Source organism: Variovorax sp. Soil_C_33, assembly GCF_057656935.1.
This window is the reverse complement of the sequence record NZ_JBDGJK010000020.1, coordinates 26,492-49,695: the sequence shown is the minus strand read 5'-3', so window position 1 is coordinate 49,695 and position 23,204 is coordinate 26,492. Positions and strand designations below refer to the sequence as shown.

Annotated in this window: 21 protein-coding genes and 1 tRNA gene; 9 read left to right on the top strand and 13 right to left on the bottom strand. The window is 67.6% G+C overall.

Translation table 11 applies throughout. The features are described from left to right. The first annotated feature begins 101 nt into the window (after nucleotides 1–101). The 5 genes from flhB to AC3A6B_RS25320 are packed head-to-tail and all read left to right on the top strand — an operon-like array spanning nucleotide 102 to nucleotide 7,359. Entirely contained in the window at nucleotides 102–1,244 is a 1,143-nt protein-coding gene (gene flhB, locus AC3A6B_RS25340) for a flagellar biosynthesis protein FlhB (protein WP_487839404.1), read from the top strand. Beyond that, the gene (flhA, locus tag AC3A6B_RS25335) at nucleotides 1,241–3,337 is read left to right on the top strand and encodes a flagellar biosynthesis protein FlhA (RefSeq protein ID WP_487839403.1); all 2,097 of its coding nucleotides are present in this window, start codon (nucleotides 1,241–1,243) and stop codon (nucleotides 3,335–3,337) included. The genes flhB and flhA overlap by 4 nt, the downstream gene beginning before the upstream one ends. After that, the gene (gene flhF / locus AC3A6B_RS25330) at nucleotides 3,334–5,754 is read left to right on the top strand and encodes a flagellar biosynthesis GTPase FlhF (RefSeq protein ID WP_487839402.1); all 2,421 of its coding nucleotides are present in this window, start codon (nucleotides 3,334–3,336) and stop codon (nucleotides 5,752–5,754) included. The genes flhA and flhF overlap by 4 nt, the downstream gene beginning before the upstream one ends. A gap of 8 nt (nucleotides 5,755–5,762) precedes the next feature. Further along, nucleotides 5,763–6,590 (top strand): MinD/ParA family ATP-binding protein, encoded by an 828-nt coding sequence (locus tag AC3A6B_RS25325; RefSeq protein WP_487839401.1) that lies wholly within the window; start codon nucleotides 5,763–5,765, stop codon nucleotides 6,588–6,590. 34 nt (nucleotides 6,591–6,624) lie between these two features. After that, a complete protein-coding gene (locus AC3A6B_RS25320; protein WP_487839400.1) occupies nucleotides 6,625–7,359 on the top strand; it encodes an RNA polymerase sigma factor FliA in 735 nt (244 codons plus the stop codon). A gap of 3 nt (nucleotides 7,360–7,362) precedes the next feature. Here the strand turns inward: AC3A6B_RS25320 and AC3A6B_RS25315 are convergent, their stop codons facing one another. After that, on the bottom strand, nucleotides 7,363–7,542 hold the full coding sequence (locus AC3A6B_RS25315) for a hypothetical protein (RefSeq protein WP_487839399.1): 180 nt from the start codon (nucleotides 7,540–7,542) through the stop codon (nucleotides 7,363–7,365). A gap of 152 nt (nucleotides 7,543–7,694) precedes the next feature. Between AC3A6B_RS25315 and AC3A6B_RS25310 the strand changes: the two genes are divergently transcribed. The 3 genes from AC3A6B_RS25310 (at nucleotide 7,695) to AC3A6B_RS25300 (ending at nucleotide 10,209) form a co-directional block, all read left to right on the top strand. Next, nucleotides 7,695–8,867, top strand: coding sequence for a DUF3182 family protein (locus AC3A6B_RS25310; RefSeq protein ID WP_487839398.1), 1,173 nt, complete (start codon nucleotides 7,695–7,697; stop codon nucleotides 8,865–8,867). Then, nucleotides 8,867–9,670, top strand: coding sequence for an alpha/beta hydrolase family protein (locus tag AC3A6B_RS25305; protein WP_487839397.1), 804 nt, complete (start codon nucleotides 8,867–8,869; stop codon nucleotides 9,668–9,670). The genes AC3A6B_RS25310 and AC3A6B_RS25305 overlap by 1 nt, the downstream gene beginning before the upstream one ends. 110 nt (nucleotides 9,671–9,780) lie before the next feature. Next, on the top strand, nucleotides 9,781–10,209 hold the full coding sequence (locus AC3A6B_RS25300; protein ID WP_487839396.1) for an FHA domain-containing protein: 429 nt from the start codon (nucleotides 9,781–9,783) through the stop codon (nucleotides 10,207–10,209). Nucleotides 10,210–10,218: 9 nt separating this feature from the next. On the opposite strand, the gene AC3A6B_RS25295 is transcribed toward AC3A6B_RS25300, so the two are convergent. The 4 genes from AC3A6B_RS25295 to AC3A6B_RS25280 all read right to left on the bottom strand — a co-directional run bounded on the left by AC3A6B_RS25295 (nucleotide 10,219) and on the right by AC3A6B_RS25280 (nucleotide 14,289). Then, a complete protein-coding gene (locus tag AC3A6B_RS25295; protein ID WP_487839395.1) occupies nucleotides 10,219–10,815 on the bottom strand; it encodes an Isoquinoline 1-oxidoreductase subunit in 597 nt (198 codons plus the stop codon). Beyond that, nucleotides 10,815–13,007 carry a xanthine dehydrogenase family protein molybdopterin-binding subunit gene (locus AC3A6B_RS25290; RefSeq protein ID WP_487839394.1) on the bottom strand — a complete coding sequence of 731 codons (2,193 nt, stop codon included), beginning with the start codon at nucleotides 13,005–13,007 and terminating at the stop codon, nucleotides 10,815–10,817. Before AC3A6B_RS25290 ends, AC3A6B_RS25295 begins: the two co-directional genes overlap by 1 nt. 3 nt (nucleotides 13,008–13,010) lie before the next feature. After that, entirely contained in the window at nucleotides 13,011–13,472 is a 462-nt protein-coding gene (locus AC3A6B_RS25285; RefSeq protein ID WP_487839393.1) for a (2Fe-2S)-binding protein, read from the bottom strand. A gap of 136 nt (nucleotides 13,473–13,608) precedes the next feature. Next, nucleotides 13,609–14,289, bottom strand: coding sequence for a protein-L-isoaspartate(D-aspartate) O-methyltransferase (locus tag AC3A6B_RS25280; protein ID WP_487839392.1), 681 nt, complete (start codon nucleotides 14,287–14,289; stop codon nucleotides 13,609–13,611). 196 nt (nucleotides 14,290–14,485) lie between these two features. Between AC3A6B_RS25280 and AC3A6B_RS25275 the strand changes: the two genes are divergently transcribed. After that, nucleotides 14,486–15,634 carry a DesA family fatty acid desaturase gene (locus AC3A6B_RS25275; RefSeq protein WP_487839391.1) on the top strand — a complete coding sequence of 383 codons (1,149 nt, stop codon included), beginning with the start codon at nucleotides 14,486–14,488 and terminating at the stop codon, nucleotides 15,632–15,634. 42 nt (nucleotides 15,635–15,676) lie between these two features. Here the strand turns inward: AC3A6B_RS25275 and AC3A6B_RS25270 are convergent, their stop codons facing one another. The 8 genes from AC3A6B_RS25270 to prfB all read right to left on the bottom strand — a co-directional run bounded on the left by AC3A6B_RS25270 (nucleotide 15,677) and on the right by prfB (nucleotide 23,182). After that, the gene (locus AC3A6B_RS25270) at nucleotides 15,677–15,943 is read right to left on the bottom strand and encodes a YMGG-like glycine zipper-containing protein (protein ID WP_487839390.1); all 267 of its coding nucleotides are present in this window, start codon (nucleotides 15,941–15,943) and stop codon (nucleotides 15,677–15,679) included. A gap of 358 nt (nucleotides 15,944–16,301) precedes the next feature. Continuing rightward, entirely contained in the window at nucleotides 16,302–16,613 is a 312-nt protein-coding gene (locus tag AC3A6B_RS25265; RefSeq protein ID WP_487839389.1) for a hypothetical protein, read from the bottom strand. A gap of 121 nt (nucleotides 16,614–16,734) precedes the next feature. Then, a complete protein-coding gene (locus AC3A6B_RS25260; protein WP_487839388.1) occupies nucleotides 16,735–17,436 on the bottom strand; it encodes a hypothetical protein in 702 nt (233 codons plus the stop codon). A 152-nt stretch (nucleotides 17,437–17,588) separates the two neighbouring features. Then, nucleotides 17,589–17,664: transfer RNA gene (locus tag AC3A6B_RS25255), tRNA-Thr, on the bottom strand. Between the two features lie 11 nt (nucleotides 17,665–17,675). Beyond that, entirely contained in the window at nucleotides 17,676–18,689 is a 1,014-nt protein-coding gene (locus AC3A6B_RS25250) for a class 1 fructose-bisphosphatase (protein ID WP_487839387.1), read from the bottom strand. A 22-nt stretch (nucleotides 18,690–18,711) separates the two neighbouring features. Further along, entirely contained in the window at nucleotides 18,712–21,405 is a 2,694-nt protein-coding gene (gene pepN / locus AC3A6B_RS25245; RefSeq protein WP_487839386.1) for an aminopeptidase N, read from the bottom strand. Beyond that, nucleotides 21,392–22,078 carry an HAD family hydrolase gene (locus AC3A6B_RS25240; RefSeq protein WP_487839385.1) on the bottom strand — a complete coding sequence of 229 codons (687 nt, stop codon included), beginning with the start codon at nucleotides 22,076–22,078 and terminating at the stop codon, nucleotides 21,392–21,394. The genes pepN and AC3A6B_RS25240 overlap by 14 nt, the downstream gene beginning before the upstream one ends. Continuing rightward, nucleotides 22,078–23,182, bottom strand: a protein-coding gene (gene prfB, locus AC3A6B_RS25235; protein WP_487839384.1) for a peptide chain release factor 2 whose coding sequence is annotated in 2 segments (ribosomal slippage) — nucleotides 22,078–23,100 and nucleotides 23,102–23,182 — 1,104 coding nt in all. Because the reading frame shifts where the segments join, the coding sequence is not laid out codon by codon here. The genes AC3A6B_RS25240 and prfB overlap by 1 nt, the downstream gene beginning before the upstream one ends. Between the last annotated feature and the right edge of the window lie 22 nt (nucleotides 23,183–23,204).

The following is a 23,204-nucleotide window of genomic DNA, read 5'->3' as shown; positions in this document are numbered from 1 at the left end:
GGAGGGCAATCCGGGCCTTGATCGAACGATTGTTCCAAGGCACCGAATCCAATAATTCAGCCATGAGCTGAGGTTTTCGCCGATGCTCTTTCGGAGCATGAATGGCTGAAGAAAGCGATCTCGAGAAAACGGAACCGGCCTCGCCGCGGCGCCTGGAGAAGGCGCGCGAAGAAGGCAACGTGGCCCGTTCGCGCGAGCTGGTCACTTTCGTGCTGCTCGCAACCGCCGTCGCCGGCCTGTGGCTCACGGCGGAATCGGTCGGCAACACCATGCGCGGCGGGCTGCGCCACGGCCTGCACTTCGATCGCGCGGCCGCCTTCGATCCCTCCTACATGCTGGCCCAGGCCGGGCTGATGGCGATGCAGTCGCTGATCGCGCTGGCGCCGCTCGCCGGCATGGTCGTGCTCGCCGCGCTGGCGGCGCCGCTGATGCTGGGCGGCTGGCTGTTCTCGGCCAAGGCCATCGGCCCCAAGTTCGACAAGCTCGATCCGATCGCCGGCATCAAGCGCCTGTTCTCCGCGCAGTCGCTGGCCGAGCTGCTGAAGGCGCTGGGCAAGTCGCTGCTGATCGGCGGCGTGGCCTGGCTGGTGATCATGGACAACATGGACGAGGTCAATGCGCTGATGGCGCAGTCGGAACGCGCCGCGCTGCCGCAGACGATCCGGCTGGTGGCGCGCAACTGCGCGCTGATCACGGCCGCGCTGCTGCTCATCGCCCTGGTCGACGTGCCCTTCCAGCTCTGGAGCTACTACCGCAAGCTGCGCATGTCGCGCGAGGACCTGCGCCAGGAGCACAAGGAAAGCGAGGGCGATCCGCACATCAAGGCGCAGATCCGCCGCCAGCAGCAGCAGATGGCGCGGCGCCGCATGATGTCCGAGGTGCCCAAGGCCGACATCGTGGTCACCAACCCCACGCACTTCGCCGTCGCGCTGAAGTACGTCGACAACGACATGCGCGCGCCGCGCGTGGTGGCCAAGGGCGTCGACGCCGTGGCCGAGCGCATCCGCGAGATCGCGCGCGAGAACAAGGTCGCGATCCTCGAGGCGCCGCCGCTCACGCGCGCGCTCTACAAGCACACCAGGCTGGGGGACGAGATTCCCACCGGCCTCTACACCGCCGTGGCCGAGGTGCTGGCCTGGGTCTACCAGCTCAAGCGCTGGAGGAGCGAAGGCGGCGAAGCGCCGCGCACGCCGGCCGACCTGCCGGTTCCCGAGGCCCTCGAATACAACGTGAAAGCCGCATGAACGCCCTCGCCAGCCTGATGCGCCAGCCGGCGCAGCTCTTCTCGGGCAGCCAGTTCAAGGGACTGGCCGGCCCGATCCTCATCATCATGATCCTGAGCATGATGGTGCTGCCGCTGCCGCCCTTCCTGCTGGACCTGCTGTTCACCTTCAACATCGCGATGTCGGTGATGGTGCTGCTGGTGAGCATGTACACCATGAAGGCGCTGGACTTCGCGGCCTTCCCGGCGGTGCTCTTGTTCTCCACGCTGCTGCGGCTGTCGCTCAACGTGGCCTCGACGCGCGTGGTGCTGATGCACGGCCACACCGGGACCGATGCGGCCGGCAAGGTGATCGAGGCCTTCGGCCACTTCCTGGTCGGCGGCAACTTCGCGGTCGGCGTGATGGTCTTCATCATCCTGGTGCTGATCAACTTCATGGTCATCACCAAGGGCGCGGGCCGCATCGCCGAGGTCGGCGCGCGCTTCATGCTCGACGCCATGCCCGGCAAGCAGATGGCGATCGACGCCGACCTCAACGCCGGGCTGATCGGCGAGGACGTGGCGCGCAAGCGCCGCACCGAGGTGGCGCAGGAAGCCGACTTCTACGGCTCGATGGACGGCGCCAGCAAGTTCGTGCGCGGCGACGCGGTGGCCGGCCTGCTCATCATGGTGATCAACATCATCGGCGGCCTGGTGGTCGGCATGGTGCAGCACGGGCTGGACTTTTCCACCGCCGGCAAGACCTACACGCTGCTGGCCATCGGCGATGGCCTGGTGGCGCAGATCCCGGCGCTGGTGATCTCGACCGCGGCCGGCGTGATCGTCTCGCGCGTGACCACCGACGAGGACGTTGGGCGTCAGCTCACCGGGCAGCTGTTCTCCAACCCGCAGGTGCTGTTCCTGACGGCGGCCATCATCGGCCTGATGGGGATGATCCCCGGCATGCCGAACGTGGCCTTCCTGTTGATCGCGGGCGGCCTGGTCTGGCTGGGCCGGCGCCTGCTGCTGCGCGCGCCGCAGAAGGCCGCCGAACAAGCCGCCGCGGCGGCGCAGGCGACGGCGATGCCGGCGGCCGAATCCGCCGAAGCCACCTGGGACGACGTGGCGCTGGTCGATCCGCTCGGCATGGAAGTGGGCTACCGCCTGATCCCGCTGGTGGACCAGTCGCAGAACGGCGAACTGCTGGGCCGCATCAAGAGCATCCGCAAGAAGATCGCGCAGGAGCTCGGCTTCCTGGTTCCGGTGGTGCACATCCGCGACAACCTCGAGATCCAGCCCAACACCTACATCATCAGCCTCAAGGGCGTCGAGATCGGCCGCGGCGAAGCCTTCCCCAACCAGTGGATGGCGATCAACCCGGGGCAGGTGACGGGCACGCTGCCCGGCACGCCGACACAGGACCCGGCATTCGGCCTGCCGGCGGTCTGGATCGACGCCGGCCAGCGTCAGCAGGCGCAGGTCTTCGGCTACACGGTGGTCGATGCCTGCACGGTGATGGCCACGCATCTGAACCACCTGATCCAGACCAATGCCGCCGAGCTGCTGGGCCGCCAGGAAGTGCAGCAGCTGCTCGACCAGGTCGGCAAGACCGCGCCGAAGCTGACCGAGGACCTGGTGCCCAAGGTGCTGACGCTGAGCACGCTGCACAAGGTGCTGCAGAACCTGCTGGAGGAAGAGGTGCCGATCCGCGACATGCGCACCATCCTCGACGTGATGGCCGAGCATGCGCCGACCGTCAAGGACCCCACCGAGCTCACCACGCTCACGCGCCTGGCGCTGGGCCGCGCGATCGTGCAGCAGCTGTTCCCGGGCGATGCCGAGATGCAGGTGATCGGCCTCGACGGCACGCTCGACGGCGTGCTGCAGCAGGCCCTCGCCAGCAACAGCGGCATCGAGCCGGGCCTGGCCGACAGCCTGCTGACGCAGGCCCAGGCCGCCATCGTGCGCCAGGAGCAGATGGGCCTGGCGCCGGTGCTGGTCGTGCAGCACGCGCTGCGCGTGCTGCTCTCTCGCTTCCTGCGGCGCAGCCTGCCGCAGCTCAAGGTGCTCTCGCACGCCGAGATCCCTGATTCCCGCCGCATCAAGATCACCGCCACCATCGGAGGAAGAGTTTGAACATCATCACGGACGTGCGGACGACCGCGCGCAAGTTCATTGCCACCACCAGCCGCGAGGCGCTGCGCCTGGCGCGCGAAGCCCTCGGCGCAGAAGCCATGGTGCTGACCAACCGCCAGCTGGCCGACGGCGTCGAGATCGTCGCGATGGCGCCGGACGAAGTCGAGCAGGTGCTGGAGCAGGCCGCGCCCGAGGCGCCGGTTGCAGCGCTCGCGCCGGTCGTACCGGCGGCACCCGCTGCACCCGCCGCGCCTGGAATGCCCGCGATGCGCGAGCAGCCCGCGGCCCCGATCGCGGCGCCCGTGCCGGTGCCCGCGCCCCAGCCGGCGCCCGCGCCGGCCGCTCCTACCGACAGCGTGCTGAGCGAACTGCATTCGATGCGCGGCATGATCGAAGAGCAGCTCGCTAGCGTGGTCTGGAACGACAAGCAGCGCCGCGACCCGATGCGCGGGCGCCTCTTGCGCACCCTGCTCGGCGCTGGCTTCAGCGCGCGGCTGTCGAAGGCGATGCTGGAGCATCTGCCTGCGAACCAGAGCTACGCGCAGGGCATGGCCTTCGTGCGCTCCGAGCTGATGCGCACGCTGCCGATTCTCGAGAACGAGGATGCGCTCCTGTCGCAAGGCGGCGTCTATGCCCTGATGGGACCGACCGGCGTCGGCAAGACCACCACCACCGCCAAGCTCGCGGCGCGCTGCGTGATGCGCTACGGCGCCGACAAGCTGGCGCTGGTGACCACCGACAGCTACCGGATCGGCGCCTACGAGCAGCTGCGCATCTACGGCCAGATCCTCAACGTGCCGGTGTATGCGGTGAAGGACGCGGCCGACCTGCACCTGGTGCTGGAGGACCTGCGCGACAAGCACATGGTGCTGATCGACACGGTCGGCATGAGCCAGCGCGACCGCGCCGTGTCCGACCAGATCGCGATGCTGTGCAGCAGCCAACGGCCGGTGAAGCGGCTGCTGCTGCTCAACGCCGCCAGCCATGGCGACACGCTCAACGAGGTGGTGCATGCGTACCGCCACGGCGACGCCAGCAGCGGCAGCGCGCTGGCCGGATGCATCTTCACCAAGGTCGACGAGGCCACCCATCCGGGCGCGCTGATCGACACCGTGATCCGCCATCGCCTGCCGGTGCACTACATCTCCAGCGGCCAGAAGGTGCCGGAGAACCTGATTCCGGCCGAGCGCGCCCAGCTGGTGGACAGCGTATTCCAGGCCAGGAGCCCGAGCGCGCTCTTCGTGCCCGGCGAAAGCGATCTGCAGGACAAGCCTGCCGGCGCGGACGCCTCGGCGGAAGTCGAGCAGGCGCAGGCCGAGACCGACCGGCTGCGCATGCAGTACCAGCGGCTGATCCAGGCCATGGCCCACGATGCACAGGAAGTGGCGGCCGCCGCGGCGGCGCTCACCGGCGCCGAGCTGGGCTTCGAGCATGCGCGCGAGCTCTGGCGCCAGGCCGCCGACGAAAACGTGCTCCACAAGGCGGTGCTGCAGTCGCTGATGGCGCACGCGAAGAGCGAGATCGCCGCCGGCTGCGACACGCACGTGCTCGCGCTCAGCGGCCAGGTCGGCCTCAAGTCGAACGAGGGCGGCGATGCCTACGAGTGCCGGAGCAGCCTGCTCCTGTCCGACCGGAGCGGCCTGCCGCTGGCGGCGCCGAACCAGTGGCTCTCGACCGCCACGACCCGTAGCGCTGGCGATGTCGCCCGCAAGCCCGGCATGCGCCAGGCCCAGTGGCTGCGCCAGCAGGATTTCGGCAAGGCGGTGGTGCACGTGCTGCCCCGGCTGCCCGGCAGCGAATTCATGGCGCAGGGCCAGCTCTGGCTGGCGCGGGCGCCGGGCGCAACGGCCATTGCCGACCCGATCTCGGGCAAGGCCTCGAGCCTCGCGCGCCTTGCGCTGACGTTCGGCGAAGCGCGGTCCGTGCGCTTCAAGGGCAAGGCGGCGCTGCAGTCCGAGGCGCATGCCGAGGTGCTGCTGCGCGGAGACGCCGAGCTGCCGCCGCTGCGCTGCGTCGCGACCCGCGTGACGGATGCGAAGACGCGCAAGATCCTCGCGCAGGGCTATGCGTTGTCGAATGTCGGCAGCGAGGTCACGGTGCGCCAGCTCGCGCAGTGGCAAGCCTGGGCCGCGGAAGCCGAGCCCTGCTTCCGGCTGATCCGCCAGGGCCTGCAGCTGGTCGGCGGCATGGGCGAGCTCGGCGATCCGCACATGATGAAACGGCTGCTCGTCGCGGGCCAGGTGACCACCACCGTCTGGCGCCTGCTGCATGCGCGCGGCGATTGGGCCGAGCGCACGCGCGCACTGCTGAATCAGCTGACCGGCCGGCCGGCACGGCTCGACCGCGCGCCCTCGGGCAACGCGCTCTACGTCGGCGTGGGCAAGCTCTTCCTGCTGCTGGAGGCCCTGGGCACGTGAGCAACAAGATGGTTGCCGATCAAGCCGATGGCCTGCGGCGCCTGCTGGCGCACACGCCGACGCGTGTCGTCGCCGTGGCCGGCATGGAGCGCGAGCTGGGCGCCACCACGGCGGCGATGAATCTGGGCGCGGCCCTGGTGCTGCAGGGCAAGGACGTGCTGCTGCTCGACGAGCACGGGATGGCGGTGGATTCCACCTGCGCCCTCTGGTCGCTCGATCCGCTCGGCACGCTGGCCGACGTGGCCTTGCGGCGGCTGACCTGCGAGGGCGCCGCTGCGCGTGCCAGCTGCGGCGTCAGGGTGCTGCCGGCGCTGCCCGGCGTGCCGGAGCAGAGCGCGGACCCGCGCCGGCTGTGGCAGGGCGACGTGATCCTGATCGACGCCGTGTTCGACGGCGAGGGCCGGCTGTCGGAGCTGGCGCAGATGGCTGACGAACTGGTGCTGGTGCTGCAGCCCCATGCGACATCTATCACCTCCGCTTACTCGGGCATCAAGCGGCTGCACTACGCGCATGCGCTCCGACAACTGCGCTTGCTGATCAACGGCGTCGCCGATCCCGAGGCGGCGCAGCAGATCATGGCCAACCTGGTCCACACCGGCAGCCGCTACCTGGCCGTGTCGCTGCAGCCGGCCGGATGGGTGCGCGCCGATCCGCACCTGCGCGATGCCAGGCGCCTTTCCCGCACGGTGGTCGAGGCCTTTCCGGCCAGCCCGGCGGCGGTGGATTTCCGGCGCATCGCTGCCGACATGGGGCAGTGGCCCTGGCGCCCGGGCGCCAGCCTCGCCGTGCCGCCCGCGCGCGAGACGCAGGGCTCGAATACCGCCGCCGCCTCCTGAGGCCGCGGCAACTTGGAGAAGGAAAAGAACGGCCGTGTACACCGCACAGGGAACCATCGAGAAGTCCCATCTTCTGAAGCAGCATCAGCCGATGGTGCGCCGCATGGCGCTCCAGATGATCGCCAAGCTGCCTGCCAGCGTGGAGCTCGACGACCTGATCCAGGCCGGCATGATCGGCCTCTTGGACGCGTCCAGCCGCTACGAGGACAACCGCGGCGCGCAGTTCGAGACCTTTGCCAGCCAGCGCATCCGCGGCGCCATGCTCGACGAGCTGCGCGCCAACGACTGGGGCTCGCGCGGGCTGCGCCAGTCGGCGCGCAAGTTGGAGGCGGCCATCCAGGCGCTCGAGCACCGGCTGGGCCGCGCCCCTTCCGAAGGCGAGATCGCCAAGGAACTGAAGATGAGCCTGGATGCCTACCAGGCCCAGCTGCAGGAAATCCAGGGCTGCCAGCTGCTGTACGTCGAGGACTTCACGCAGGGCGAATCCGACAGCCCCTTTCTCGACCAGAACGCGCGCGGCGCGCGCAGCGAGCGCGGCGGCAGCGACGACCCGCTGGAGCAACTGCTCGAAAGCGGTTTTCGCCACCAACTGGTGGAGGCCATCGGCACGCTGCCCGAGCGCGACCAGCTGCTGCTCAATCTCTACTACGAGGAAGAGCTCAACCTGCGCGAGATCGGCGCCATCCTCGAAGTGAGCCAGTCGCGCGTATGCCAGCTCCACAGCCAGGCGATCAGCCGGTTGCGGGCGGCGCTGAAGGAGATTCTGTAGCGCTCAATGTCCAGTAGGGGCCGCGCCCTTGCGAGTCTGTGTCTGGTTGCTGCCGCCGACCTGGCTCTCGCGGTCGTGCCGGCTTTCGGGCGTGCGCTTCGGCTCGTTCCTCTGCGTCACGGGCTGGTGGCCGCCCTTGTTGTGCTCGGTGTGGCCCTTGCGATCGTTCTGCGAATTCGACATCGTGGCTCCTTGCTTCTGCATGGACATGAGCCCATGTAGCCCCAGGCGATTTGCGCTTGCACCGGCCCGGTGCCGGCCCCGCGTGTAGGAAAACGTCGCGAGCATCGTGGCAATGGTTGATCTCCGCAGCGCAATCGCCCACATTGCCAGCCATGGACGCGCTCATCAGCACGCTGACCGGAAATTCCGAGATGCTCCCGGGCGACCAGGCCGTGCTCGCCGAGCCGGGGCTGCAGGGCACCGTGGTCGCGCTGACGGCGGACCATCACGCCTACTGCAGCGAGCACGAGCGCGTGACCCGCAGCCAGATCGCATGGCGGCTGGCGCAGCTCAAGAAGTCCAACTTCCAGGGCGAATACGACAAGTCCCGAAGCTATGCCGCGCCGGTCTATTTCGTTCCGAGCGACACGCTCGTCGGCGACGAGCTGATCGGCGCTCTGGGCATCGCCAGCCACCACGGCCTGTTCGGCGGCGTGGTGTCGCATCCCTTCGTTCTGACCAAGGTGATCGCCCATCCGCTGATCGATGCCGGCGCCGCCGCGCCCGAGGGCTGGAAGCCCGATTTCGCCGATCGGGCGGCCAGCGCGGTGCTCGAGGGCTTCTCGGTCTTCAGCCGCGAGGATGCCGATCTCGCCGGCCTGCGCCTGCTCGAGCACGGCGCGGTGCGCGTCAAGCCGGTGCGTGCGACCGGCGGCCGCGGCCAGCAGGTCGCGCGCGACAAGCGCGAACTGGCGCGCTGCCTCGACGGCATGGACACGGCGGAGATCGCGACCCACGGCCTGGTGCTGGAGGAGAACCTCCAGCAGCCCGTCACCTTCAGCGTCGGCCAGGTGCACGTGGGCCGGATGATCGCCAGCTACTACGGCTGGCAGCGGCTCACGACCGACAACCACGGCAACCAGGTCTACGGCGGCTCGGACCTCACGGTGGCGCACGGCGATTTCGACGCGCTGCTGGCGTTGAGCTTCCCGGCCGAGATCCGGCTGGCCGTCGAGCAGGCGCGCATCTTCCATCGCGCCGTCGAGGCCACGTTCCCGGGCTTCTTCGCATCGCGCATCAACTACGACGTGGCGCAGGGAGCCAATAGCGCCGGCCGGTGGTGCTCGGGCGTGCTCGAGCAGTCATGGCGCGTCGGCGGCGCGAGCGGCGCCGAGATCGCCGCGCTCGAGATCTTCGAAGAGCAGCCCGAGCGCGCCGTGGTCAATGCGTCCTGCTTCGAGGTCTACGGCGAGAACGTGGTGCCGCCGCCGAACGCCACCGTGTATTTCAGCGGCGTGGACGCGACCGCCGGCCCGCTCACGAAGTACACCGTGGCCGAGCCCTGATGCCCACCCGCCATGCCCTCATCGACATCCCGGTCGACGGCGTGCATATCGCCGGAACGCTCATCGCACCATCGACCGTGGTGCCGGGCGTGCTGCTGGTGCACGGCTGGGACGGCAGCCAGCAGCAGGACATCACGCGCGCCCACGAGCTCGCGGCGCTGGGCTGCATCTGCCTGACCTTCGACCTGCGCGGCCATGCGCGGCACCTGGCTCAGCGCGAGGCCGTCACGCGCGAGGACAACCTGCGCGACGTGCTGGCCGCCTACGACGTGCTGGTGGGCCATCCGGCCGTGGACCCGAGCGCGGTCGCCGTCGTCGGCGCGAGCTACGGCGGCTACCTGGCCGCGGTGCTGAGCTCGCTGCGCCCCGTGCGCTGGCTGGCGATGCGCGTGCCCGCCATCTACCGCGACGAGAACTGGGAGCACCCGAAGCGGCGCCTCAACGGCGACGACCTCACGCTCTACCGCCAGACCGCGATCGAGCCCGAAAAGAATCGCGCGCTGGCGGCCTGCGAAGACTTCATCGGCGACGTGCTGATCGTCGAATCGGAGCACGACACCATCGTGCCGCACCCGGTCATCGAGAACTACCTCGCCGCCTTCAAGCACGTGCGCTCGATGACCCACCGGGTGCAGATGGGCGCCGACCACGCGCTCTCGAAGAAGGCCTGGCGCCAGGAGTACACGCAGATCCTGGTGGCGTGGATGAACGAGGTGCGGCGGTCTGCGAAGGTCGAAGAAAAAGCCTTACCACCGCAGCACGCGAAGCGCTATGAGGCATGGGTCGAACCTCAGTCGCGTTAGTAGACGGAAGTGCAAAAAATTACCGCACTTGTAGTGCTTGCGACTTCAGAAGTTGCGCCCGGACGCCGACATGTCATGCAGGTGCAATTCAAACAGCGAGCAGAAAGAAAATGTCCAGACTCATCGTTCTCGCCCGACATGGCAGCGTCAGGCAGTTCAACATCACCGGGCCGATCACGACCATCGGCCGCGACCAGCTTTGCGAGGTGCAGATCGACAGCATCGGCGTCAGCCGGCGCCATGCCACGATCCACTGGACCGGCGACCGCTTCGTGCTGACCGACATGGCGAGCTTCAACGGCACCTTCGTCAACCGGCACCGCATCTTCGAGCACGCGCTGAAGAACGGCGACGCGATCACGATGGGGGAGTGCCAGCTGCGCTTTCTCTACACCTCGAAGGCGCTGCCGAGCGAAGACGCGCTGCGGCTGGTGACGCAGGCCGAATACCCGATCGACATCGACGCCGCGCGCGCGAAGAGCGACTGGGCCGCCTTCTTCCGGCGCGGCGGCAGCAGCGTGTCGGCGAGGCTGCGTTGAAGGTGGCGCTCAGGAACGCGGACAGAAAGCCCCGGCCTCGGCCCAGGCCTTGATCAGTGCGCCGAATTCCTTCTGCGTGCCCGGCGCCGGCGTGCGCCCCGCGCCCGGTTTCCAGGCCCATCCGACCAGCGTGTCCTCGGCCATGTGGTGCACCAGCTTGGCCATGTCCATGTTGTGGTTGCGCGACTTGTCCTTGATCTGCTCGCAGATCTGGCCCAGCGTGCGGCCCTGCCAGGCCATGGACGCCGGCGCCAGGTGCCACTTGGGATGGCCCGGCGTGCGCGCGTTGTCGTAGTTGGCGGCCTGGTGGCAGGTGGCGCAGCGCATCGCGGCGGCGCCGAAGCCGTCGGCGCCGCGCACCACCCAGGGCTGGTGCGGATTCAGCGCATTGCTCTGCGTGGGCCGGTCGCCCGCGGGATGGCAGTTGAGGCAGCGCGGGCTGTTGATCACCTTGCCGGCCTCGGTGAAGAGGGCGACAGCGCGCTCCTGCCTGTCGGCGATCTTGTCGAACTCGGACACCGGCTTGAGCGTGCTGTTGGCGGCTGGCTGCTGTGCGGCCACGACCGCGCTCAGCGCGAGGAGGGCGGCCAGAACGATGCGTTTCATCACGCGGCCTCCCTGACCATCGGCAACTGCCGCGGCCTTTCGCCGCCCGCGAGCCTCGCGAGCGCGTTGGCCACCGCGGGCCCGATCGGCGGCACGCCCGGTTCGCCGACGCCGGTGGGCTTCTCGGTCGAGTCGACGATCTTCACTTCGATCGCCGGCATCTCGTGGATGCGCAGCGACCGGTAGGTGTCGAAGTTGCGCTGCACGCGGCGTCCGCCTTCGAGCCGGATCTCGCCGTAGAGGATGTGGCCCAGGCCGAAGCCGATGCCGCCTTCCATCTGAGCGCGCACGATGTCGGGGTTGACCACGCGGCCGCAGTCCACCGCGCACCACACCTTGTGCACGCGCGGCTCGCCGTTCTCGCCCATCGACACCTCGGCGATGTGCGCGACGTAGGTGCCGAAGGCCTTCACGATCGACACGCCGCGCGCGCGCCCGCTGCCCGCGGCCGGCCCCGACCACTTGGCCAGCTCGGCCACGGCGCGCAGCGTGCCCTTGAAGCGCGGGTCGTCGCCGAAGAGCGCCATGCGGCCTTCGACCGGGTCTTGGCCCGCGGCCTGCAGCAACTGGTCGACGAAGCACTCGACCGCGTAGCCTGTGTGCGTGGAGCCGACCGAGCGCCACGACAGCGTGGGCACGCCGACCTTCTGGATGTGCAGGTCGCAGCGGAAGTTCTCGATCTTGTAGGGGATCTCGTTCGCGCCTTCGACCATGGTGGCGTCGATGCCGTTCTTGAACAGCATCGATTCGAACATCGTGCCCTGGATGAAGGACTGGCCCACGATGGTGTCGGACCAGGCCACGACCTTGCCGCCGCGCAAGCCGCCGCGCATGCGGTGCACGAACATCGGACGGTAGCGCCCGCCTTGCACGTCGTCGTCGCGCGTCCACATCAGCTTGACGGGGCGCGCGGGGCCGATGGCCTTGGCCACCTGCGCCAGCTCGGTCGCGAAGTCCGAGCCCATCTCGCCGCGGCGGCCGAAGCTGCCGCCGGCCAGCATGGTCTCGATGGCCACCTGCTCGGGCTTGAGCCCCAGCACGCCGGCGATGACGGCCTGGTCGAGGGTCTGGATCTGCGAGCCGAAGCGCGCGGTGGCGCCCTTGTCGTTCCAGCGCAGGAAGCCGTCCAGCGGCTCCATCGGCGAATGGGCCAGGTAGGGGAAGGCGTACTCGGTTTCGATCACCCGCTCGGCCGAGGCGAGGCTGGCGTCGACATTGCCGTGCGCATCGGCGACGGCACCCGGCGAGCGCGCGGCGGCACGGTATTCGGCGAGGATCTGTTCGCTGCCGCGCTTCTCGGCTGCCGACTCGTCCCAGGTGATGCGCAGCTTCTCGCGCCCCTTGATGGCCGGCCAGGTGCTCTCCGCGTAGACGGCCACGCCGGTCGGCACCTGCTTCACCTCCACCACGCCCTTGACCGCCAGCGCCTCGATCGCGTCGAAGGACGCCACCTTGGCGCCGAAGAGTGGCGGATGCGCGACCACCACGGTGAGCATGCCCGGCTCGTGGATGTCGATGGTGAACTGCGCGGTGCCGTTGGTCTTGGCCGGCACGTCGAGCTTGCGGACCGCGCCTTCGCGACCGATCAGGCGGAACTCGGACGGGTCTTTCAGCCGCAGCTCGGCGGGCGCTGGGGCCGGCAGTCGCGATGCCGCGAGCGCGAATTCGCCGAAGCGGCCCTGCTTGCCCGAAGCCGCGTGCCGCAGCACGCCGCGCTCGACCGTGATCTCCTTGGCCGGCACGCGCCAGCGCTCGGCCGCCGCCTGCACCAGCAGCGCGCGTGCGGTGGCGCCGGCCTGGCGCAGCTGGTCGTAGGAGTTGGCGATCGCCGTCGAGCCGCCCGTGCCCTGCACCGGGCCGAAGGCCAGGTTGTTGTAGAGCTTGGCGTCGGCCGGCGCGTGCTCGGCGCGCATCTGGGCCCAGTCGGCATCCATCTCCTCGGCCACGATCGTGGCGAGGCCGGTGAAGGGCCCCTGGCCGAACTCGATGTGCTTGACCAGCACGGTGACCGTGTTGTCGGCGCCGACGCGGATGAAGGCGTTGGGCGCGAAGACGGCTTGCGCCGCGCGCGCCTTGGTGGCCGCCAGTGCGCTGCCGGCGAAGGGTGCCAGGTAGGCGGCGACGACCAGGCCGGTCGTGCTCTTCAGCACCGTGCGGCGCGAGAGCTTCAGCGAGGCTTGCGTGTTGGCCATGGCTCAGGCTCCCAGCGTGCGCGCCGCGTCGTGGATGGTGGCGCGGATGCGGTCGTAGGTGGCGCAGCGGCAGATGTTGCCGTTCATCGCCAGGTCGATGTCGCGGTCGGTCGGCTTCTTGACCTGCCTGAGCAGCGCCACCGCGCTCATCACCTGGCCCGACTGGCAGTAGCCGCACTGCGGCACGTCGTGCGCGATCCACGCCGCTTGCACCGCCTTGGCTTCGCGGCCCGTGAGGCCCTCGATGGTGGTGATGGCCCGCTTGCCCACCGCGGCGATCGGGATCGAACAGGAGCGCAGCGGCTGGCCTTCGATGTAGACGGTGCAGGCACCGCACTGGGCGATGCCGCAGCCGAACTTGGTGCCGGTCAGTTTCAGGTTGTCACGCAGGGCCCACAGGAGCGGAGTGTCGTCGTCGGCGTCGACGCGCCGCTCCTTGCCGTTCACTTTGATGACGTAAATCATGGCTTCCCCTCAGGGTGGCTGAATGGAAAAAGCGCCGGGTGGGCGCTTCATGGGTGAACTACGACTGCGGAGGCAATGTAGCGCGATCGCCTCGACGAAGATAGAGGCCAAAGGTGTGCCGGCCGACACGGCGCGCTCAGCGCGATTCGGCGTCCTCGTCCTCGAGCGAGGAGAACAGCACCGGAAAGATGTCCTTCGTCGAGAGCGAACCGCCGAGGTCCTTCTCCGCCAGGATCAGCTGCTGGGCCTCGGGCAGGCCGGCGGGGATCACCATCTTGCCGCCGGGTTTCAATTGGTAAATGAGCGCCGGCGGAATCAGCTCCGGCGCCGCCGTCACGATCACCTTGTCGAAGGGCGCGTGCTCGGGCCAGCCGTGGCAGCCGTTGCCGATCTTGACGTCGACGTTGAGATGGCCCTGCCGAGCCAGCCGGTTCATCGCGCGCGTGGCCAGTTCTTCGATCAGCTCGATGCTGTAGACCTGCCGCGCGAGCTCCGCCAGGATCGCCGACTGGTAGCCCAGCCCGGTGCCGATCTCCAGCACCGTGTCGGTGGGCTGCACGTCGAGCAGGTCGGTCATCACCGCGACGATGAAGGGCTGCGAGATGGTCTTGCCGTAGCCGATGGGCAAGGGCGTGTCGACGTAGGCGAAGGGCCGCAGTTCGAGCGGCACGAACTCGTGGCGCGGCACCTTGGCCATGGCATCCATGACCCGAGGGTCCAGCGCCGCCTTGCCCAGGTAGGAGGTCGAGAAAATCGTCTTCGCGGCGATTTCCGCGAGCATGTGCTGCTGCAGGGCCGTGAAGTCCGGGTCGCTCATGGTGGCTGCTCGAAGGCGGGGACTGAGACGCCAACCATCCTACGCTTTCCGGATGAAAGCAAGAGCCGAATCAGCCGATGAAACACCGACCGGCTCCGGGAACGCGGTCTCATTGTGCGGTAGCGTACAGACGCTTTTCATCGTTTTGACTAGCATTGCAAGTGGGGCATTGCGCAGCCCCGCAACGGACCTTGTGATGCAACTCAGCCTGCTCGATCTGCCTTGGTGGGGTCTTGTGCTGGTCACGTTGGGCTCGACCCACGTCACCATCGCCGCGGTCACCATTTTTCTGCATAGGCATCAGGCGCATCGCGCACTGGAACTGCATCCGGTCGCCAGCCACTTTTTCCGTTTCTGGCTGTGGCTCACCACCGGGATGGTGACCAAGGAATGGACGGCGATCCACCGCAAGCACCACGCCAACTGCGAAAGCTCCGAAGACCCCCACAGCCCGCAGATCCATGGCATCGGGAAAGTGCTGTTCGAAGGCACCGAGCTCTATCGCATGGAAGCCAGAAATGCCGCAACGCTCGAAAAATACGGCCACGGCACCCCTGACGACTGGATCGAGCGCAACCTGTACGCGAGGCACACCCGGCTCGGCATCGGCCTCGTGCTGGGCATCGACATCGTCCTGTTCGGCCCGATCGGACTGAGCATGTGGGCGGTGCAGATGCTGTGGATTCCGTTCTTCGCCGCGGGCGTCATCAACGGCGTCGGCCACTATTGGGGCTACCGCAATTTCGCGCCGAACGACAGCTCCAGCAATGTCGTGCCGTGGGGCATCCTGATCGGCGGTGAAGAACTGCACAACAACCACCACGCCTATGTCACCTCCGCCAGGCTGTCCAGCAAGTGGTGGGAATTCGACATCGGCTGGATGTACATCCGCATCCTGGAAATGATTCACTTGGCGAAGGTGCGCAAGGTTGCGCCCAGGATTCGCTACGACACATCCAAGACCCGTTGCGACGCGGGGACCCTGCAGGCCGTCATCACCCACCGCTACGACGTGCTGGCCAAGTTCGCGAGGTCCTTGCGCCCGACTGCCGTGGAGGAACTCCTCAGCCTGCGGGCCGGTCTGGACCCCGTCAAGTACTTGCTGCAAAGGGACGCGGCGGAATTGCCGGAGAAGGAAAGCGCAGTCCTGCAAGAGGCGCTGCACTCCAGCACGGTGCTGAGCACCATCTACTCGATGCGGCAGGATCTCACTGCCCTGTGGAGCCGATCTGCCGTCTCGAAGGAGCAGCTGGTGAAACAGTTGGAAGACTGGTGCCGGCGCGCCGAGGAAAGCGGCATTGGTGCGTTGCGCGAGTTTTCTCGAACGCTGCGCTGCTACAGCTAAAAAAAAACGTGCCTCATGGCACGTCTGTGAAAGCGGGAGCGCTCAGTAGCGGGGGCCGTTGTGGGGGTAGTAGCCGCGGTTGTTGTAGTTGCGCTGGTCCGCGTTCCGCCCCACTTCATTGCCGATCAGGCCGCCGATGGCCGCCCCTCCCACCGTAGAAGCTGTGTTGCCGCCGATCGCGTTGCCAAGCACCGCGCCGCCGACCGCGCCGCCGGCGATACCGAGCTGCTGGTTGGGACCGGTCGCGCATCCGGCCAAAGTCAGGAGCGAACTGATCGCCGCTGCTGTCATCCAGGATGTTGTTTTCATGATGTCCACCTTTCAGTGAGTTATGCGGGAGCTGGTTGGAGCAAGGCACACACGGCCGGCCCCTCAGCCGCGGAGGTGGCTCCGATGCATCTCGGCGGCGCGATGGCCTGGTTGTCGATGTCCGTGCGCAAGGTCTGGTCGAGCACCGGCGTCTTGCCGCTGCTCAGCCGTGTTTCGGCCACCCACACAACCGCACCGTGCAAGATTTCCGGCAAGATGCGTCCACGCAGGTATACACGAACCATGGCGTCGGCAGTGAATTCGGAGTGGGTCATCCGGTCACTGTGACCGAATGCGCGCGCTCCGTCTGTTCGGCGCCGCGCATAGGTGGTGTGTGCAGAATAGTCCCAGCGCGTATCTAGTCCCACTTCGGAAGATTCTGCAAAGCGTCGTTGGGCTGGTCGACGATGTCGACGCCGGTGATGCCCTTGCCGCCCGGCAGTGCCTTGACGTCGCAAACGATCTCCCAGGCGTGGTCTTCGGTGCGGCGCACGACGCAGACCTCCTCGCCGGCGGCCAACAGCTCGAGGCATTCGTCGACGCCGATGCGCCGCGCCGTGCCAAGCGTCAGTTCCGTGGAACCGAATTCCTTGTCCAGAACCGGGTGAATGGCGACGAGATCGATCTTCCCGCCCGCGTAGTGAACAGCGGTAATTGCATGCTGGGCCATGTGCGATCTCCCGTTTGTGGAGAGCCCCAGTATGGCTGCGGCGGCTGTTCTTGTCAGTCTGCCTACTGCGGCCGTGGGTACGACAGCGCAGCCCGGCGCCGCGATGACCGCCTTGGCCTGGTCAATGACTGCATTCCGGCGCCACGCGATCCAGCGCCTCGATCAGCTTGCCGGTGAGGCGCAGGCTGTATGTCTGTGTCGGATGCACGTCGTCGACAGTTTCGACCGGCCCGGCAGCCCCAAAATCGGCGAACTCGACACCGCTTTTGCCAGCCAGGGCCTTTGCTTCGGTGTCCACATGGTCACGCCCAGCCATCTTGTCTGGCGTGATGAAGGAATTGGGTACTTGGCGCGCGTAGCCGGTCAGTACCGGGGTCCGACCCTCATAGCGCACGGCTTCGAGCATCCATGGCAGATTGGACATCACCGAGTCCCCGGACCAGCCCTCGGCGATGCCGCTGCCGATCACGACGACACGCGACGACCGCGGATCGTTTGCGAAGACCTTGGCCAGCTTCGCGAGGGACTGCCCCGGTTGCGTGCGGTCATCGATCTGCCAAGCCGGCCGCTGCGCCTTGAGTTCGGCGGCGGGATTGCGCACGTGCCGCATCGCGTGTTCGGCAAGGACATAGGACCCGTTCAGGATCGAATCGCCGTACAGGACCAGCGAGCAGTCGGCTGCAGCTGACTCGGACATCGGCGGAATGGGCGCTTGCGAAGGGGCACCGGCAACGGGTTCATGGGCCGTTGATCCTGTCCTGCTGCCGTCGCATGCGCTGAGTGCAGCCGAAATGACGAGTAGTGTGGAGATGGCTGATTTCACGCCCGGATCGAAGTGATGGATGCGACCAGTTGGTGAGCGGGCTCGCAAGTCGCGTGGAGCGAGCTTGGTGCGGTGCCGAGAAAAGCTGTGTGCTTCAGGAACTGCACATAAAGTCTGCTACCTGTTCGATAGCAGACTTTATACGTGGGATTTGGTGCCGGAGAGATGAATCGAACACCCGACCTTCTCATTACGAATGAGCTGCTCTACCGACTGAGCTACACCGGCTAAGCCCGCAATTATAGCGGTTCGTGATACCCGGTCAGGCGCTCGACCTCGTTCTTTGACCCCAACACAACAGCCACCCGCTCGTGCAGCTTGGTGGGCTCGAGGTCGAGGATGCGCTTCTTGCCGTTGGTGGCGGCGCCGCCGGCCTGCTCGACCAGCCAGCTCATCGGGTTGGCCTCGTACATGAGGCGCAGCTTGCCGGCCTTCTCGGGCTCGCGCTTGTCCCAGGGGTACATGAAGACGCCGCCGCGCATCAGGATGCGGTGCACGTCGGCCACCATGCTGGCAATCCAGCGCATGTTGAAGTCCTTGCCGCGCGGGCCGTCCTTGCCGGCCAGGCATTCGTCGATGTAGCGCTTCACCGGGGCGTCCCAGTGGCGCATGTTGCTCATGTTGACGGCGAATTCCTTGGTGTCAGCCGGGATCTGGATGTCCTCCTGCGTGAGCATGAAGGAACCCTGCTCACGGTCGAGCGTGAACATCGCGACGCCGTTGCCCACGGTCAGCACCAGCGTGGTCTGCGGGCCGTAGATGCAGTAGCCGGCCGCCACCTGCCTGCTGCCGGCCTGCAGGAAGTCGGCCTCCTGCACGCCGGGGGCGTCGTCGGGCTTCTTCAGCACGCTGAAGATGGTGCCGATGCTGACGTTGACGTCGATGTTGCTCGAGCCGTCGAGCGGGTCGAACAAGAGCAGGTATTCGCCCTGCGGGTAGCGGTTGGGCACCACGTGAATGCTGTCCATCTCCTCGCTGGCCATGGCGGCGAGGTGGCCGCCCCATTCGTTGGCCTCGATCAGCACCTCGTTGGCGATGATGTCCAGCTTCTTCTGGATCTCGCCCTGCACGTTCTCGCTCTCGGCCGTGCCGAGCACGCCGCCGAGCGCGCCCTTGTTGACGGCCTGGCTGATGGTCTTGCAGGCGCGCGCCACCACTTCGAGCAGGAGGCGCAGCTGGCCGGGGATCAGGCCGTCGGCGCGCTGTTGTTCGACCAGGTAGCGGGTGAGGGAGATCTTCTGTTGATGAGCCATGGTTCTGGTGTTTTCTTCTTGACTAGCTCGCGAGGGCGCGGGTCACGACCTCGTGCGTGTCCTTGCTGAGATCGGGCTTGGCGGCCACGCGCACGATGGCCTCGCGGGCCGCGCTGCGGTACGGCTCGGCCAGCTTGCTCCAGCGGTCGAGCGCGCGCGCGAGGCGGGCCGCGACCTGCGGATTGATGGCGTCGAGCTCGATCACGCGCTCGCTCCAGAACACGTAGCCGGCCGCATCGGGGCGGTGCAGGCCGCCGGGGTTGCCGCTGCAATAGCTGAAGATCACGCTGCGCGCGCGGTTCGGGTTCTTGAGCGAGAAGTCGGGGTGCTTCATGAGCTGCTTGACCAGCGGCAGGATGTCGCCGCCGCGGTCGGGCGCGCCGGCCTGCAGCGAGAACCACTTGTCGATGACCAGCGCCTCGTTCTTGAAGATGGCGTGGAAGCGCGCCAGCGCCTGCGCCGCCAGCGCATGGCCCGAGGAGACCAGGGCGTTGAGCGCGTTGAAGCGGTCGGTCATGTTGCCCGCGTCCTTGAAGCGCTGCAGCGTCTTGCCGGGCCAGAGGGTGTCGCCGCTCGCCCTGGCGGCAAGGCACAGGTAGGTGAGGGCGAGGCCCGCCAACGCGCGGCGGCCCGAGGACACCGGGTCGGGCTGGTAGGCGCCGGTGTCGCGGTTCTGCTCGTAGGCCTGCTCCCAGTCGGCGAAGAGGCCGGCTGCGAGCTGTGCGCGCATGGCTTCGCGCACGGCGTGCACGCGCTGCGGGTCGACCACTTCCAGCTGCTCGGCGATGTAGGTTTCCGAGGGCAGGGTGAGCACCAGTTCCTTGAAGGCGGCGTCGAGCTTCGGGTCGCGCAGCACGCGGCGCATGGCGTCGAGGTAGGCCTCGTTGAGCGGCGTTTCGCTGGCGCTGACGGCGGGCGTGCCGATCGCGTGGATCGCGGCGCGCAGCGCCAGGCGCTGGCCGGCTTCCCAGCGGTTGAAGGGGTCGGGGTCGTTGGCCAGCAGCGTGAGCAGCTGGGCATCGCTGTACTCGTGGTCGAGGATCACCGGCGCGCTGAAGCCGCGCAGGATCGAGGGCACCGGTTCGGCGTCGATGTTGGTGAAGGTGAACTGCTCGCCGGGTCGCGTGAGCACGAGGGTGCGCGTGCCTTGCGTGGCCTCCTCTTCGCCGGCCAGCTGCAGCGGCAGCTCGCGGCCGTCGGCGCCGAGCAGGCCGAGGTTCACCGGGATCACGAAGGGATCCTTGACCGGCTGGCCCGGCGTCGGCGCGCAGGTCTGCACGAAGCTCAGCGTGTAGCTGCGCGCCGCGGCGTCGTACACGCCGTGGGCCGCCAGGCGCGGCGTGCCCGCCTGGCTGTACCAGCGCTTGAACTGCGGCAGCAGGCGCGCGAGGTCGGACTCGGGGTTGGCGTCGGCAATGGCCTGCGCGAAGTCGTCGCAGGTCACGGCCTGGCCATCGTGGCGCTCGAAGTACAGCGTGATGCCGCGCTCGAAGCCCTTGCGGCCGACCAGCGTCTGCATCATGCGCACCACCTCGGCACCCTTCTCGTAGATCGTGACGGTGTAGAAGTTGCTGATCTCGATGTAGCTGTCGGGTCGCACCGGGTGCGCCATCGGGCCCGCGTCTTCGGGGAACTGGGCGGTGCGCAGCACGCGCACGTCCTCAATGCGCTTGACGGCGCGCGCCGAGGCGTCGGCGCACAGGTCCTGGCTGAACTCCTGGTCGCGGAAGACGGTGAGGCCTTCCTTCAGCGAGAGCTGGAACCAGTCGCGGCAGGTCACGCGGTCGCCGCTCCAGTTGTGGAAGTACTCGTGGCCGACCACGCTTTCGATGTTGCTGTAGTCGGCGTCGGTGGCGGTGGCCTGGTTGGCCAGAACGTACTTCGTGTTGAAGATGTTCAGGCCCTTGTTCTCCATGGCGCCCATGTTGAAGTCGCTGGTGGCGACGATCATGAAGCGGTCCAGGTCCAGCGGCAGGCCGAAGCGGGCTTCGTCCCACGTCACAGAGTTGATCAGCGAGTTCATCGCGTGCTCGGTCTTGTCGAGGTCGCCGGCACGCACGTAGACCTGCAGCAGGTGCTCCTTGCCGTTGCGCGCCTTGATGCGCTGCTCGCGCGCGACCAGCTTGCCGGCCACCAGCGCGAACAGGTAGCAGGGCTTGCGGAAGGGGTCGACCCACTTCGCGAAGTGGCGGCCCTCGGGCAGCTCGCCCTGCTCGACCAGGTTGCCGTTCGACAGCAGCACCGGGTAGGCGGCCTTGGCGGCGCGGATCGTCACCGTGTAGCTCGCCATCACGTCGGGACGGTCGAGGAAGTAGGTGATGCGGCGGAAGCCTTCGGCCTCGCACTGCGTGAAGAAGGTGTCCTCGCTCACGAACAGGCCCATGAGCTTGGTGTTCTTCGCGGGCGCGCAGGTGGTGAAGAGCTCGAGCTCGAAAGCGTCGGGCAGGTTGTCGATGACGAGCTGCTCGGCCTCCATGCGGAAGGACGCGCCCTGGCCGTCGACCAGCACCCGCGCCAGGTTGAGCTCGTCGCCGTCCAGGCGCAGCGGCTCGGCCGGCACGTCGGGGTTGCGGCGCAGGCGCATGCGGTTGAGCACGCGCGTCTTGGCCGGGTCGAGGTCGAAGGTCAGGTCGACGGTGTCGATCCAGTAGGCGGGGGCGCGGTAGTCCTCGCGGCGGATCGCGACGGGTTCGCCTTGGGCATCACGCAAGTGCATCGAGCGTCTCCAGAAAGTTTGATTTTGCGAGTTCGTTGTAGTCGCGCACGGCCGCAATCACATGCGGCCCTGCGAGTTCGGAGGCAGAGTGGGTGCTGCAGACCGCCACCGCGCGCATGCCGCCGCGACGCGCGGCCTCGATGCCGAAGGGTGCGTCCTCGAACACGACGCAGCGCGCCGGCGGCACGCCGATGCGGCGCGCGGCTTCGAGAAAGATCGCGGGTTGCGGCTTGCCGGGCAGGCCCTCGTCGCCGCCCACGATGGCGAGCGGCGCCGGGTTCAGCTTGAGCTGCGACATGGTGAAGGCGATGTTGTGCTTGTCGCCCGCCGTGCCGACCGCGATCTTGAAGCCGCGCGCGGCTGCGGCGCTTGCGAAGCTGCTGAAGCCTGCGACTTCGCAGAAGGCCGCGCCGAAGAGCTCGCGGTAGATCGACTCCTTGGCGTGCGTGATCTCGATGCTCTCGGCCTCCGTCACCTCGCGGCCCATGAGCTCGCAGGCGCATTCGAAGGCCGTGCGGCCGGTGGTGCGGCGCATGAAGTCCGGGATGTCGATCGCCAGGCCCTTGCGGCGGCCGTACTCGACCCATGCCTTGGCGTGCCAGGGCATGGAGTCGACCATGGTGCCGTCCATGTCGAAGATCAGGGCTTCCGCCTTGTGCGAAGCGCCCTGCATCAGACGCCTTGCTTCAACGAGGCTTCGATGAAGGGGTCGAGGTCGCCGTCGAGCACCTTCTGTGTGTTGCTGATCTCGACGTTGGTGCGCAGGTCCTTGATGCGGCTGTTGTCCAGCACGTAGCTGCGGATCTGGTGGCCCCAGCCGACGTCGGTCTTGCTGTCTTCCAGCTTCTGCTGCTCTTCCTGGCGCTTGCGCATCTCGTGGTCGTACAGGCGCGAGCGCAGGCGCTTCCAGGCCACGTCGCGGTTGCTGTGCTGGCTGCGGCCGTCCTGGCACTGCACCACGATGCCGGTCGGGATGTGCGTGAGCCGCACGGCCGAGTCGGTCTTGTTGATGTGCTGGCCGCCGGCGCCGCTGGCGCGGAAGGTGTCGGTGCGCACGTCGGCCGGGTTGATCTCGATCTCGATCGAGTCGTCGATCTCGGGGTAGACGAAGATGCTGGCAAAGCTGGTGTGGCGCCCGCCCGAGGAGTCGAAGGGCGACTTGCGCACCAGGCGGTGCACGCCGGTCTCGGTGCGCAGCAAGCCGAAGGCGTAGTCGCCCTCGACCTTGATGGTGGCGCCCTTGATGCCGGCCGTGTCGCCGGGCGTCTCGTCCTCGATCTGGGTCTTGAAGCCCTTGCGCTCGGCGTACTTCAGGTACTGGCGCAGCAGCATGCTGGCCCAGTCGCAGGCCTCGGTGCCGCCGGCGCCGGCCTGGATGTCGACGAAGGCGTTGAGCGGATCGGCCGGATTGTTGAACATCCGGCGGAACTCGAGCTGCTTGATGTCGGCTTCGAGCTTGGCGGCGTCATCGGCGATGGCCTGCAGGCCGTCCATGTCGCCTTCTTCCTTCGACATCTCGAAGAGCTCGGTGTTGTCCGAGAGGCCGCTGGTGAGCCGGTCGAGCGTGACGACCACGTCATCGAGCGACTTCTTCTCGCGGCCCAGCTCCTGGGCCTTCTTCGGGTCGTCCCAGACCTTGGGATCTTCGAGCGATGCGTTGACCGTCCTCAGACGTTCGGCTTTGGCATCGTAGTCAAAGATACCTCCGTAAATCGACGGTCCGTGCGCTCAGGTCCGCGAGGGTTGCGCCGATTTGGTTGATTTGCTCTGCATCCATGGGGTGTCCTGACGGTGTTCGG